Here is a 14,181-nt window from a genome sequence, read left to right as displayed (position 1 = left end):
GGAAATATAAAATAGCTAAATCAATTTAGCTATTTTAGCTCCACTTAATACCGAAGCTAAGTTTGAGTAAAAACCATCCCTGTTAACCTGTAATTTCTGATGAAACACATTTTCGTTTTAGCGCTATTTACTTTTAGCGCCTGCTTGACAAAACCAACCTATAGCCAGGTAGCAAACGCAGCCGGAAATAAACCATGGAATGCCCAATGGATTAGTTCCCCTAATATAACCGGCACTGAATACGGTGTCTATTATTTCCGCAAAACCATCGAACTGGTTACGAAGCCATCCACGTTTAAAATTCATGTTTCGGCCGACAATCGCTATAAATTGTATGTGAACGGCGCACTTATATCACTTGGCCCGGCCCGTTGCGACACTTATTACTGGAATTATGAAACCGTGGATCTTGCACCTTACTTAACCGCCGGCAAAAACAGTATTGCTGCCCTGGTTTGGAACGAAGCACAATTCCGCCCGGCGGCACAGATAACCGTACGTACTGGTTTTATTATGCAGGGAAGTTTGCCGGCAGAAGAAATACTAAATACAAATGCCACCTGGAAATGCATCCGCGACGCAGGGCGTCAGCCGGTGCCGGGATATTTTTTTGCCGCCAGCAAGGGCGAAATGGTTGACATGGCACAGGCTGTTAAAGGCGACTGGACCGCGGTAAACTATGACGATAGCGCCTGGCCAGGGGCAAACAAAATAATGGATGGCACGCTCAAAGGTATGTCATGGGGTATCGACTGGGCTTTAGTCCCTTCCTCCTTGCCACCAACAGAAATGACTTATCAACGTATCCCTCTGTTGCGGAACGCGGTTGGCATGAGTGCTCCACAGGGATTCCCGGCAACAAAAACACAGCTAACAATTCCTGCCAATAGCACTGTTAGTTTGCTACTGGATCAAACTTTTGAAACCAACGCCTACATAACCATGAATTTTAGCGACGGCAAGGGTGCCGGGATCTCATTAGGCTATGCCGAATCGCTATTCGAAAAAGGCAGCCGCGGCGTGCGAAAAGGGAACCGGAACGAGGTAGACGGCAAAGAATTTATAGGGCGGATAGACAGCCTCATTGCTGACGGGAGTAAAAGCCAGTCGTTTACAACGCTAAATTTCCGCACTTTTCGATATATCAAACTGTTCATAAAAACTAAAAATGAGCCGCTGGTTATCGACGACATTTATGGAACTTTCACCGGATATCCCTTCAAACGGACTGCAATATTTAACAGCAGTGATGGCGAAACACAGCAAATGCTGGATATCGGCTGGCGCACGGCCCGGCTTAATGCCTGGGAAACATACACCGACTGCCCGTACTACGAGCAGTTACAATACATTGGTGATACCCGCATACAAGCAATGGTTTCTTACTATAACACCAATGACGACCGCCTGGCCCGCAACGCCATCATCCTGATAGACCATTCGCGTTTGGCGGAAGGCATAACCAAAAGTTGTTACCCGACCTACGGCTCACAAATCATATCGCCGTTTTCGTTGTGGTATATCGGTATGTTGCATGATTACTGGATGTACCGTGGCGACGATAATTTCATCAAAGACAAATTAGTCGGTGAAAGGGCGGTGCTGGATTTTTTCAGCAAGTACCAATTGCCCGATGGCTCAGTAAAAGATACTCCCTACTGGGACTTTGTCGACTGGTCGGGAAAGATGAGCGGCGGACTTAAGGGATCAGACGGCTGCGCCGCTATTTATGACTTGCAATTATTATGGGCTTATCAATGGGCCGCCGAAATGGAAGGCAAAATTGGCCTGCATGATTATGCCGTCATCTACCATCAAAAAGCGGAACAGTTGAAGGCAACGATACAGCGCAAATATTGGGATCCGGTTAAAAAATTATATACTGATACCAAAGAAAAAAAGGGGTATTCGCAACATGCTAATTCACTGGCTATACTTACAGGACTGGTTAAAGACGCGGATATGCCCGCGCTTAGTAAAAGGCTTTTAACTGACACCTCGTTAACACAATGCACCATCTATTTTAAGTACTACCTGCACCAGGCATTGGTAAAAGCAGGGTTAGGCAATAACTATACAAAATGGCTCGATATCTATCGCGAAAATATAAAAATGGGACTAACCACCTGGGCAGAATACTCAGACGTGGAAACCACGCGTTCTGATTGCCATGCGTGGGCCGCCAGCCCAAACATCGAATTTTTTAGAACTGTGTTAGGGATAGATAGCTATGCGCCCGGGTTTAAAAAGGTAAAGGTGGAACCACATTTGGGAACATTAAAGAAGGTTAGCGGCGAAATCCCGCATCCGCAGGGCAAGGTTAGCGCAAGCTACGTTTTGGATGGGAATAAATGGAAAATAACGATTGGCCTGCCTAAAAACACAACGGGTATACTTGTTTGGAAAGCGAAAACCTATCCTATTAAAGCGGGTGCTAATTCGTTTGTAATATAAAGTGTAGACGCAATATTTTGCGTCTCGAACCATATCGGGCGAGAATTGTTGGTTACTTGTCAGCAGGAGACGCAAAATATTGCGTCTCTACATCCAATATACAGTACTATTTCGACGAATCCCTGATCCTGAGCTCCGTTTTCAATATAACCCCCTGAGGTTTATTAGCTGATAACGGATTATTAAGTTTGTTTAATAAAACGGTAATTACATTGTCCGCGATATCTATAATCGGCTGTGCAATAGCCGTAACAGGTGTTTTGTATAGTTTAAACACATCGTAATCATCAAATGATATTACAGCTAAGTCTTCCGGCACTTTTATACCCAGGCTGCTGATCACCTTCAATCCGCACGCACCTACATGGTTGGTTCCAAAAAAAACAGCATCAAGGCCGGTATGTTCTTTCAAAAACGACTCAATCGGACCAATTATCAGGTCTTCGTCCTGGTTAAATACAATTTCCTTAATTACCGGGGTCAGCCCTTTTGAGGCCAGGGCATCTTTGTATCCCTGGACACGGGCTACCATCTGCGTTTGCCTGGACGCGAAAGTGATAAAGGCAATATTTTTATACCCTTTGTCAATAAGATGCAGTGTTGCATTATAGGTGCTGAACAGGTTGTCAATTTCCACATAGTCCGCGTTAACTTGTGGCAGGTGCCTGTCGAACATTACTACCGGCATGCCATCTTTTATTAACGAATTTAAATCGTCCTCAATACCTTCAGGCGGCGCGATGATGTATCCGTCAACGTGCCTGTCGCGGAACATGTTTATTAAATCCTTAGTTTTGCCGGTATCATTATCGGTACTACAATAAATTATCTTATAACCGTTTTTATAGGCACGATCTTCTATCAACCTCGCAATGCTCGCAAAAAACGGATTCGAAATATCCTCAACCATTAAACCAATAATATTTGATTTACCTGTACGCAAGCTTTTTGCCAGCGAATTTGGCTTGTATCCTACCTCCTCTACATATTTCAAAACCCGTTCAACAAGTTCTGGACTGATGCGTTTTTCCTGTGCACGCCCGTTCAAAATAAATGAAACCGTGGTTTTTGACACGTTCAGGCTTTGGGCAATATCGACTATGGATAATTTCTTTTTCACTGGCTAATACTTACTCATCAAATATAAGGTAATATACCAATTAATACCGTTTCACCACAATAGCATTTTAACGTTTTATTTCCATAATAAATCGATTTATTAATCTTTGGAATACACGAACGATAATGCTTCCCGACTAATTATTTTGCCGATAACGAGAATGGTTTATCTTCTTCTGCAAGGCCGCGGTTAAGCGCTGGTTTATCGCCCATTTCAAAATGAAGTACACCACCGTTCATAATATCCTGGTGGCTTATCCAATTGTGCATGTACGGTTTGCCATTAAGCGTTGCCGATTGGATGTACACATTCTGCTTACTGTTATTATTGGCTTCAATTATCAGTTTATTGCCATTCTCCAGGGTGATGGTCATCTTTTTAAACAGCGGGCTACCTATAACATATTGGTCGGTGCCTGGGCACACACTGTAGAATCCTGCTGCGCTCAACACAAACCACGACGACATTTGCCCTTCGTCTTCGTCGCCGGGATAACCGTTTTCAGATGCGTTATACATTTTGTCCATTACCTCGCGTAAATGCTGCTGCGCTTTCCATGGCTGACCGGCATAGTTGTACAAATACAACAAATGGTGAATAGGCTCGTTGCCCTGGGCATACTGGCCCATTTTAAATTCGGCCATTTCCGTCATCTCATGAATCACCTGGCCGTAGCCGCCAACCTTTATGGTGCCAGGTTCGCTGAAAACCGAATCAATTTTTGCAGTAAAGTTTTTATCGCCCCCCATCAGGTTTATCAGACCTTGTACGTCCTGGAAAACAGACCAGGTCCAGTGCCAGGCATTACCCTCGGTATACGGGCCGCCCCAATCCATCGGATCGAACGGCTCAATCCAGTTACCCTGCTCGTCCTTCGCCCGCATAAAGCGTGTTTTTGGGTCGAGCAGGTTTTTGTAATTGTACATCTGCCTGCCGAATACATTTTCATAGAATTTATTCCCGGTTGATTTTGCGAGTGCATACCCACAGAAATCATCATAGGCAAACTCAAGGGTCCAGGCAGTTGCTCCCTGCGTTTTTTGGCTATAAGGAACATATCCGTTTGCAAAATATTCCTTCCATCCCGGCCGGCCGTTGGCACTACCCCACGGACCTTTATTAGTGGCTTCATGATAATAAGCTTCCAATGCTTTTTTAGGGTCGAAGGTGTGAATGCCCTTTGCCCATGCATCGGCCAATAATGATATGGAATGGTTACCCAGCATTCCGCCCGTTTCACCAGGGAACGACCAGGCCGGCAACCAGCCGCATTGCTGTTGCGCATCCAGCAATGCCTGGCAATATTGTCCTTCCATCTTTGGATGCATAATAGTATTTAATGGAAATTGCGCCCTGAAGGTATCCCAAAAACCATTGTCGGTGTACATATAGCCGTCGTGGATCTTACCGTCATACGGGCTATAATAACACGGCTTACCCTCCTTATTATACTCAAAAAACTGGTGCGAAAACAAATTTGCGTGGTAAAGGCAGGAGTAAAAAGTTGCCTTTTGGTCTTCCGTTCCACCTTCAACCTGCATGCGACCCAGCAAGGTATTCCAAACTCTATCGGCCGCTTTATGGGTATCATCAAAAGTCTTGTAGCTACCTAATTCTGTTTGCAAAGTCAGTTCAGCCTGTTCGGGGCTGATGTAGGATGACGCAACTTTAGCTGATACTGTTTCGCCGTTTTTAAATTGCAGGTAAGCGCCAACCCCATCGCCTTCGGCAGATAAATTCCTTTCAGAGACTTGATTTTTCTTATTCTCCCAGGTACCAAACATGGTAAATGGCTTATCAAAAACAATTACAAAATAGTTTTTAAATCCCTGCGGCGCCCAGCGGCAGTTATTTACCCAGCCGGTTATCTTTCGTTCCCCCGGCATTATCGTTATCCCGCTCATCTTGGTATAGCCATCCAGTACGAGATATGAATTCAGTCCTTTGGGGAACGTAAAGCGTAAATGTGCACCCCATTCGGTGGGGCTAATTTCGGTAGTGATATTGTTATCCAGCTTTACTTTGTAATAGCTTGGCTGGGCAATTTCATTTTCGTGTTTAAACGATGCGGCCCTTTCATCCTCGCTAACAGCAAGCTTACCGGTAACCGGCATCAGCGAAAACACCGCATAATCATTTACCCAGGAGCTGCATTGGTGCGATTGCTGAAAGCCACGGATGGTATGCTCAAAATATTGATACTTCCACCCTTCGCCGTTTTTACCGGTTTGTGCGGTCCAGGTATTCATGCCGAAAGGAAGCGCCGTTGCCGGGTAAGTATTACCGTACGAAAATTCGTATTTTGAATTGGTGCCCTGCCGGGTATTTACATACTCAACCAAATTAGTCTCCTGCGCAAACAAAGCAGCAGACAGTAATAGAGCGGCGGCGCAGGCAAATAGCTTTTTCTTCAACGTATTTAAAATTAGTGCAGCTAGTTAATTAAGAGAAAAGGAGGCGCTCCCGCCCCCTTCCCAATCAACTAAAGCCCCGGTTATTTAATTAGTGTTTTATAAAGCAGGTCGGCAACCTGCCTATTGCCTTCGTCGTTAAGGTGCACGCCGTCCTTTGTCAATATCCCGCTGTCCTTATTCTGCGGATTATTTTTCAGATTATATTCGTGAAATATCGCCCTGAAGTCTACCAATTCGCAATTGTATTGCTTAGCGATATCGCGTATAATGTTCGAGTACTTGTTCAGGTCACCGTCCAGTTCATTGCTGTAATCAGTTTTTTCGCCAACACTTGCGGGTGTACAAACCAGCACCTTAATATTTTTAGCTTGTAGCTTTTTTATCAACGCACCATAAAACTTACCAAATTTATCCCAGTCCGTACCAGTGCCAAACATCATTGACGCCTACCCATATCACAACTACATCAGGATTTTTGGTTAGCACATCGTCTTCATAGCGCAGGTACAGATCGTATATTTTATTGCCACCTATGCCTGCGCCGGCAAGCTCAAACCGGCTTTCTTTGTTTTCTGCCTTCAACCTTTGCTGCATCAGGGTGATAAAGCCGGCCGGCTGCACGGCGTACTCGGTTATCGAGTCGCCAAAGAACACTATTTTTACGGGCTTTTTTGCCTGGAAAGCACAAAGCGCTATAACCCCAAAAAGAACAAGTAACTTTTTTCTTATCATAATAACAAGGTTTAATAAATCGTTTTAGCAAACTTATATTTTTAATTTGCCATTAGCAAGTTTTTCTGAAATTTACTGAAATTTCACCCTAATAAAACGCGGTCTGTACAGATTGGGGTTTTTGCCCAGGTCCTTTATAAATTCAAGCGAGTTAATATTATAGCTGATCAACAGTTCGCCAGGTTGTGAAAGGCTTGGATGAGCTTTGGCATTGTATACCAGGTATGTTTTTTCTTCCAGGTCGGGCTTGCAATCCCATAACTTAATAATGGGCCCAAAAGGGCCATAAGGCGTCTTCCCTATCCGCATTCCCACAGTGGGGCTCATGCCATCCACCTGGAAAACGAGGGCATAGCGGCCATCGGGCAAGGTAGTCAGGCTTAGCTCGTTCGATAGGTGATCGGTAACATCGGCAGCTTTATTTATATTACTACTCCAGTTTGCACCATCGTAGTAACTCCATTTTTCAAAATACTCGAAATCTTTTGGCAATACCCGTGCTACCATTAGTTTTTTAGCCATTCCCCGCACGCCGTACACGTAAATATAGCCATCCGCGTTTTTTTCGCCAGCAGCCTTGGTATTTACAAAAACGCCTGCGCCAAACGAGCCGCTTTCTCCAGCTTCATCTGTAAGGTAAAACGGCGTATCCATTTGCGATTGGCCTGCATAAGGTGGTTTACTCCAGTTCGGGATTTTAATCAGCGTGTTGCCGACTTCCTTAAACCCAAAGGCGCCGTCGCTAACGTTACGCACGCGGTACCCGAAAATGTAAACGCTGTTATTCAACGCCTGGTTTACAAAGCCATCGCCAAGCCAGTAATAATCATTCTTTTCAGTTTTTGGTGTTTTAGGCCAAAAAATAGATTCCGCAGCCCCGGTTTTATCCTTATCCCAATAAAAGTTAATATTCTTTTCAACAGGTTTACCGCCGTCTAAAATTGCTACCGAATTATGGATCATTTTATAGCCCGGCTGCATAGTATTATTGGTGATGGTACCTATCATGCTATCGCTAAAAATAATAAGCACCTTGTCGTTTGCTCTAGCTGCTTTACCCTCAACACCATTCAGCGGAATGGTATAAATGCCGTCGCCACCAAACCAGCCGTTTTGTCTTTTTAATAAATCCGACCATTCAGGCGCCGCGCTAACGGTGAAATTTATGTGCCCCAAGCCGGTGGTATCTGCCGTTTTAGCGGTTGGCTGGCTGTAAGCGCTACAAACACTCGTCAATAAAATTGTCGCAATTACTAAAGATAGCCTCGTCATTATATCGTTTTTGTTAACGTGTTATTATTGGTCCTGAATTTTTTGTAGCCGAGGTAAATCAAACCCGTTAGTCCTCCTATCAGCATAAATAAACTTATCCACTCTGCCTGGCTAAAGTTAATACCTGAAAATCTATATCTATCATTAACACGGATAGATTCTATCGCAATTCGCTCCAACCCGCTCGCTGTTAAATAAATATAAAACATCAGGCCCGCTGCATAAATCTGCTTCCGGATAACCCACATAAAAATAAACAAAAGCATGCAAACTACCACTTCATAAAACGAGGTTGGGTAAACACCGTAAAGCAGTTCATGGCAAAAACTACCTGAGCAGTTTTTCATCATTACACCGGCATTAATTTCGTTGTGCGGAAATTTGAAACTCCACATCCAGTCGGGCAACCATTGCAATACATGTGGTTTTGGCTTTATATTCACTATGCCCCAATCGCCATCGCCCGATAGCTGGCAGCCAATCCTGCCGATCGCATAGGCCAGCATCATCCCCGGCGAGCCAATATCGGCCAGGCTTACCAGCTTCATTCCCTTGCGGTAGCCGATATACAGGTATGCCAATGCGCCGAAAACCAACCCGCCATAATAGGAAAAGCCATCTGCCGAAAAGAGGGTACCCAGGGGATTGTACTTCAGATCATCCAGGTGTTCGATAGTATCAAATAACTTGGCGCCGATGAAACCCCAAAAGCCCATAAAAAAAACCATATAGGGCAGTAGCTGGTATGGATGCATAGTTTGCTCAACCATTTTCGGTTGCGGTAATCGCTCCTTTTGCCGGCCATACCAGGCCCAACCGGCAAAAACGCAGCCGAAGATGAGCGCAGCACCAATACTACCCTGGGTCGATACAATAAATGTTTTAGGGTCATATAAAAACTGTTTATAAGCCAGCGCGGCCCCGATTATTTTAAAGCCGAATAAAAACCCAAGCAGGCCGTTAACCGCCAATTCCGGCAATGACGCGGGAGCCCCGACTATTATCGTTTTCTTAAAAGCATGAATTATGCCGAGTGCCTCTTTCCGTTTAAATTCCGATACAAAAACCTGGTAGGTAAAAATAAAAGAAAGGGCCATAAACAACCCCAGCGTTTGAATAGGTATTACCAAATGCGTGTGTAACAAATAATTTATGAGGTCGGCAATGGTTGGGAACATGTTAAGAACCTACGGGCATAAATATAAAAAAACATCCCTCATAATTTCCTACTTCGCCTCACCTAAATCCTCTCCAAAGGAGAGGACTTAAGTTTCGCTTTCGAATAGAATGTCTTTTAAAACCCTACCTGCAAACCAAAATTCACCACTCGCTGGTTTATGTATGCGTCGCCAACGGTGTTGGTGGCAATTTCGGGATCTTGCTGGTATTTGCTGTAATTATCCCACGTTACCAGGTTATATGCGCTCATGTATAAGCGGGCGTTATTAATGTGAAATGGCAGTAATTTGCTTGGCAGCTGGTAACCAATGTCGACTGTTTTTAACCGCACGTAGTAGGCGTTTATCAGCCAGTAATCCGAGGGGTAAGCTGATGGGCTGTTAACCGTTCCTGGTACCGAGGTTAGCCTTGGGAATTCGGCACTGGCCGCGGTTGCAGGCGTCCACCTCTGCAGGTCGATTGGCTGGAATTGACTTTGGAAAGGCTCAATAGCTGTTCCTGACAATATAAAGCTGTAGTTAAACGACCCCTGGAACAGCACATTGATACTAAAACCTTTGTACGCAACTCCCAACGATAAGCCAAGCGTAGTATTTGGCAGGTTAGGGTTACCAATTGCGCGTTGGTCATAAACATTTATTACACCGTCACCATTTAAATCCTGGTACCTTAAGTCACCGGCTTGTACCGGCAGGCCGTTATCAGGTATGGCAATGGCATTACCGGTATTTAAACCGGCGTGCGATGCTTTGTAGTTAGCAATTTCAGTAACATCGGCCTCGGTATAATAACCTAAGGAATGGTAACCAAATGGCTGGCCTATTGAATGCCCTGTACGCAGCAGCCATGGGTAGGCCGGTGATGCTTCACTTTCATACAATATTTTGTTTTTTGCGTACGAGAAAACGAGCGCTGTGTTATATTGAACAGCGCCGATGGTATTGTGATAGCTAATCTGGCCGTCGAAACCTTGATTTTGTACGCGGCCTATGTTAATTGCCGGTAAACCTACACCCAAAACTTCGGTTATGCCACCAGGTGTAATCAACTGATCATAACGTACATCATGGAACACATCGATAGTTGCCGACAGCTTATCATTCAGCAGGTTCATATCTAAACCAATATCTGCTTTCCTGTTCTTTTCCCACACCACATTGCTATTGCCCAGGGCGCCTTCTGATATTGTAGTGTAAGGCGTCTGGCTTTCGCCAAAGTTGTAGCCACCTCCTTTATTATACGTTTGTGTGTAAACATAGCGGTTACCTGGAGCAGCGTCTGACCCAAGCAAACCGAACGAACCCCTGATTTTAAACAGGCTGAATGTCGGGAACGCATCCTTAAAGAATTTTTCCCTGGCTATGTTATAACCCACACCAAGTGCCGGGAAAAACCCGTAGCGGTGCGCTGCCGAAAAACGGTCGGTACCGTTATAGGCAACGTTTAAGTCTATCAGGAACTTCCCGTCGTAATCGTAGCCGGCTTTACCCGATATACCGCGAAACTTCTGCGGAACACCGACGTCTGAAGACGCAAGATTTGGGTTGCCGTTACCATCGGCGTTGGCATATTGCGTATATGATTGCTGGTTGAGTAAAAGCAGGCCTGTATAATGGTTCTTACCAAAAGAGCGGTCATAGTTCGAAAACAGCTGAATGTTTAAATTGGTATTATAGATATTGGTGTTGCCAAAGTATAAATAAGTACCGAATACGTAAGGTGCATTGGGTTTTAATGAATAGCTATTATGTACAGGATCGTAATGGTATGACGGAAAGTTACCAAAGTTACTTACGCCACGGGAAAATTGATCAGTGCTTGCATAGGCGATACGGGCAGTTGCAGAAAGGCCCTGTGTAATGTTATCCAGCTTTTGCACTGCTCCAAATAGCGTGTTAAAATCTGTCCTCCTGAAATGTTGGTAACCATCGCCTGCAAGGCGAGCATTTAGCGTCGGCAGGGCGCTTGGCGTAAACCTGGAATAGTTATAGGCAAAGCTTCCATTCGGATTTAGAAATGGGGCCGAAAATGGTGTTTCCTGTGTAAAGTTATAGATTCCATTAACCGCATTTTCCGACCCTGGTTGGTTGATGTCTGAGAAGCGGGTGGTAATATCCAAACGCAGATCAAGGGTTTTATTGGCTTTCAAGTCAATGTTCGAGCGGAAGTTGTAGCGTTTAAAATAATAGTTGGTGTTAACCTGGTCGGTGGGGTCTTCAAAATCGCGGTTAAGGCCATTTTGCGACAGCGCACCGCCCGAAATAAAATATTTTACGGCCTGGTTGCCGCCTGATATATCGAGGTTGGCGTCGGCCTGGTAAGAGTATTTTTTAAAGATTTTGTTATACCAGTCAACATTCGGGTGGCCATAGGGATCGCTGCCATCTTTAAATAAGTTAAGGTCTTGCTGGGTAAATGCAGGTGTCAGCCCGTCGTTAGCAAAAGCCTCGTTTATTAACAGCGCTGTATTGTATGAATCGAGGAATTTAGGGGTGATCGTTGGGTTCTGCAGACCGCCTTCCGTTCTTAAATTAATCTTAGGTCTGCCAGCCCTGCCGCGGCGGGTGGTTACAACCAATACGCCATTTGCGCCCTTAATACCGTATATGGCAGTTGTCGACGCATCTTTTAATATCGTGATGTTCTCAATCTCGTTCACATTTATTTGCTGCAACTGGTCGTAGCTGTATTCGATGTCATCAACCAATATCAGCGGCTGGTTACCATTGGCGTTAAGCGAGCTTACACCCCTGATAAAAAAATCAGAAGCATCCTTACCCGGCTGACCTGACGACTGCTGAGAGAAAAAGCCCGGTAGTTTACCCATCAGCGCATTCTGAACATTGGCAGTTGGAACAGTACGTATATCAGCCGCCGAAATGGTACTCGACGCACCGGTGCTCGTAATACGCTTTTGGGGCGTAAAACCTATAATGGTTACTTCATCGAGACCATTATTATTTGATTGCATGGTTACATCAACCGATGTTTTGTTAGTTACATTGATCTCCTGCGCAACGTATCCCAAAAAACGCACAACGATCACCTCCGAGGTGCCTCTCAACGTCAGTGCAAAATGCCCGTTGTTGTCCGTAATGGTTCCATTATTTGCCACACCTTTTTCTGTAACAGCAGCCCCCGGTAACGATCCGCCCAAATCCCGCACGGTACCCGTTATCTGCCTGGTCTGCGCATGTAATGCAAAAGGCAGCATGATTATAATTTGAAAGAAAAGTATTATTCTTCTCATAATGTCGTGATTAATTGGTTAATGTGAGTTTTAACTACCATCCAGGGTTTTGTTTCATATTCGGGTTCTTTAGCACCTCGTCGTACGGTATAGGGTACAGGTACATTTTGGGCGCTACAAATTTTGTTGTGAGCACATTTATGGCATTATAAGTAAACACCGGGCCCGACTGAAATATGGTTTCGCCTTTTCGCGGCTGGTTCATTATCGTTTCAGCTATCTTCCATCTGCGAATATCAAAGTAGCGGCTCTCTTCAAATGCAAGCTCAACGCGCCGCTCGTTTTGAATTACCGCACGCATTTCCGCCTGCGTCAATCCAGGCTTCAGGCCATACATACCATCGCTTCCCTGTGCAATCCCGGCGCGCGATCTCAGTTTAAATAAGGCATCATAAACATCGGCCTGGGCAGTAGTGGTGGTTTCGTTTTCAGCTTCGGCGTAATTGAGCAATATTTCAGCATAACGGAATACCACCCAATCTTCACTGTGCGCGCTATAGGCACTGGTAAATTGAAAATTCCCCATAAACTTGCGCGCATAGTAGCTGGTAAGCGTTTGCTGTTGGTTATTATTGGGTTTGCTTTGGCCGCCCTCGTAAGTGGCCAGGGTTGTATTTAACCATGGTGCCCCGTTGTATAGCAGGTTGTAAGACAAGCGCGGGTCACGATTCAGATAAGGTTGATCAGGGTTATAACCCGAAGCCGGGTCGGTGATCGGCAAACCGTTGTTCATCGGGTAGGCTTCGGCCAACTCCTGTGTTGGGCTCGTCCTTCCCGCAGCGTTTGCGCCGGGGAAACCTACAGGGCCATTCGCACCATCAACCGATGTACCGTTATCGCCTTGCCTGATGAATATTACCTCTGCGTTATTCTGTGTCAGAAACACATCAGTATAGCTATTATCGAGTTGGTACGAACCCAGGCTCATTACGTCCTTTGCGGCTGTTGCTGCCTGTTTCCACCGGTCAACGCTATTGTTGGTATAACCTGTCAGCGAGTTCGATCCATCAATATTGCCGCCGTTAAAAAGCGGGCTGGCCGCATATAACAAAGCACGCGATTTTAATGCCATAGCTGCGCCCTGGGCAGCCCTGCCATAATAAGCATTTGGCGAAATAATCGGCGAGGTTAGCATAGAGCCCTTTATGGCATCGCATTCGCTAACAATATATTTAATGCAATCTTCAAATGTATTGCGTGGTAATGCAATGTTATCAGAAAGCGTGTAAACCTTATCGCCCAACAAAGGCACGCCGCCATAACGTTTTACAAGCTCAAAATAAAACATAGCGCGTAAAAACCTGGCTTCAGCCTTCCATGCAAATTTCATGGAAACACCATTGTATGTTTGCTGAACAGGTACGATATCAATATTGCTTACAAACTCGTTACACATCCTGATGCCCGCCCAGTAGCTCTTAGTACCCGACCATACGTTTTCATCACCCGGAAGGTTTAATGAGTTATATGAGCCGGTTGAAATTATGGTAACCGGGTTTGAACTTCCTGCTGCCGATGAAACTGCGTCGTCGCTTGCCGCGTCAAGATAGTCGCCGCCTACTGCGTTCCGTCCGTTTCTAACCATCGAGTAAATGGTATTCAAATACGAGTGTGCGTTGGTACCCAGCGAATCGTATTTATCAAATACGATGTTAATGGGCACTTTATCCACCGGGAATTGTTCGTACTTTTTACATGCATTAAAAGCCAGCACCAGTAAAATAAGGCCTATTATATTTTTGTAATTCTTCATAATTTCA

The 14,181-nt window shown here is 45.0% G+C and carries 9 protein-coding genes; 1 reads left to right on the top strand and 8 read right to left on the bottom strand.

The window, feature by feature from the left end; all coding sequences use genetic code 11:
* Positions 1-99 precede the first annotated feature (99 nt).
* Positions 100-2,454 carry an alpha-L-rhamnosidase C-terminal domain-containing protein gene (locus tag Q0R52_RS22975; RefSeq protein ID WP_295799093.1) on the top strand — a complete coding sequence of 785 codons (2,355 nt, stop codon included), beginning with the start codon at positions 100-102 and terminating at the stop codon, positions 2,452-2,454.
* 106 nt (positions 2,455-2,560) lie between these two features.
* On the opposite strand, the gene Q0R52_RS22970 is transcribed toward Q0R52_RS22975, so the two are convergent.
* The 8 genes from Q0R52_RS22970 to Q0R52_RS22935 form a co-directional block, all read right to left on the bottom strand.
* Positions 2,561-3,574, bottom strand: coding sequence for a substrate-binding domain-containing protein (locus Q0R52_RS22970; RefSeq protein ID WP_295799089.1), 1,014 nt, complete (start codon positions 3,572-3,574; stop codon positions 2,561-2,563).
* Between the two features lie 140 nt (positions 3,575-3,714).
* Positions 3,715-5,988 carry a GH92 family glycosyl hydrolase gene (locus Q0R52_RS22965; RefSeq protein WP_295799086.1) on the bottom strand — a complete coding sequence of 758 codons (2,274 nt, stop codon included), beginning with the start codon at positions 5,986-5,988 and terminating at the stop codon, positions 3,715-3,717.
* A gap of 80 nt (positions 5,989-6,068) precedes the next feature.
* Positions 6,069-6,428 carry an SGNH/GDSL hydrolase family protein gene (locus Q0R52_RS22960; protein ID WP_295799084.1) on the bottom strand — a complete coding sequence of 120 codons (360 nt, stop codon included), beginning with the start codon at positions 6,426-6,428 and terminating at the stop codon, positions 6,069-6,071.
* On the bottom strand, positions 6,397-6,720 hold the full coding sequence (locus tag Q0R52_RS22955) for a GDSL-type esterase/lipase family protein (RefSeq protein ID WP_295799082.1): 324 nt from the start codon (positions 6,718-6,720) through the stop codon (positions 6,397-6,399). Before Q0R52_RS22955 ends, Q0R52_RS22960 begins: the two co-directional genes overlap by 32 nt.
* Before the next feature lie 72 nt (positions 6,721-6,792).
* Positions 6,793-7,992 carry a DUF4185 domain-containing protein gene (locus tag Q0R52_RS22950; protein WP_295799078.1) on the bottom strand — a complete coding sequence of 400 codons (1,200 nt, stop codon included), beginning with the start codon at positions 7,990-7,992 and terminating at the stop codon, positions 6,793-6,795.
* Positions 7,992-9,170, bottom strand: a complete 1,179-nt coding sequence (locus Q0R52_RS22945) for a prolipoprotein diacylglyceryl transferase family protein (RefSeq protein ID WP_295799075.1) — start codon at positions 9,168-9,170, stop codon at positions 7,992-7,994. The genes Q0R52_RS22950 and Q0R52_RS22945 overlap by 1 nt, the downstream gene beginning before the upstream one ends.
* Positions 9,171-9,286: 116 nt before the next feature.
* Positions 9,287-12,421 (bottom strand): TonB-dependent receptor, encoded by a 3,135-nt coding sequence (locus Q0R52_RS22940; protein WP_295799073.1) that lies wholly within the window; start codon positions 12,419-12,421, stop codon positions 9,287-9,289.
* A 34-nt stretch (positions 12,422-12,455) separates the two neighbouring features.
* The gene (locus Q0R52_RS22935) at positions 12,456-14,174 is read right to left on the bottom strand and encodes a RagB/SusD family nutrient uptake outer membrane protein (protein ID WP_295799071.1); all 1,719 of its coding nucleotides are present in this window, start codon (positions 14,172-14,174) and stop codon (positions 12,456-12,458) included.
* Positions 14,175-14,181: the final 7 nt, after the last annotated feature.

Origin of the sequence: Mucilaginibacter sp. (assembly GCF_025359345.1) — a bacterium.
Lineage (GTDB): Bacteria > Bacteroidota > Bacteroidia > Sphingobacteriales > Sphingobacteriaceae > Mucilaginibacter.
The sequence above is the reverse complement of the archived record's forward strand: the minus strand, read 5'-3'. Positions and strand labels throughout refer to the sequence as shown.

Coding starts and splice junctions, on each gene's coding strand:
- Q0R52_RS22975 (WP_295799093.1), top strand. CDS start 100: ATGAAACACATTTTCGTTTTAGCGCTATTTACTTTTAGCGCCTGCTTG.
- Q0R52_RS22960 (WP_295799084.1), bottom strand. CDS start 6,428: ATGATGTTTGGCACTGGTACGGACTGGGATAAATTTGGTAAGTTTTAT.
- Q0R52_RS22955 (WP_295799082.1), bottom strand. CDS start 6,720: ATGATAAGAAAAAAGTTACTTGTTCTTTTTGGGGTTATAGCGCTTTGT.
- Q0R52_RS22950 (WP_295799078.1), bottom strand. CDS start 7,992: ATGACGAGGCTATCTTTAGTAATTGCGACAATTTTATTGACGAGTGTT.
- Q0R52_RS22945 (WP_295799075.1), bottom strand. CDS start 9,170: ATGTTCCCAACCATTGCCGACCTCATAAATTATTTGTTACACACGCAT.
- Q0R52_RS22940 (WP_295799073.1), bottom strand. CDS start 12,421: ATGAGAAGAATAATACTTTTCTTTCAAATTATAATCATGCTGCCTTTT.
- Q0R52_RS22935 (WP_295799071.1), bottom strand. CDS start 14,174: ATGAAGAATTACAAAAATATAATAGGCCTTATTTTACTGGTGCTGGCT.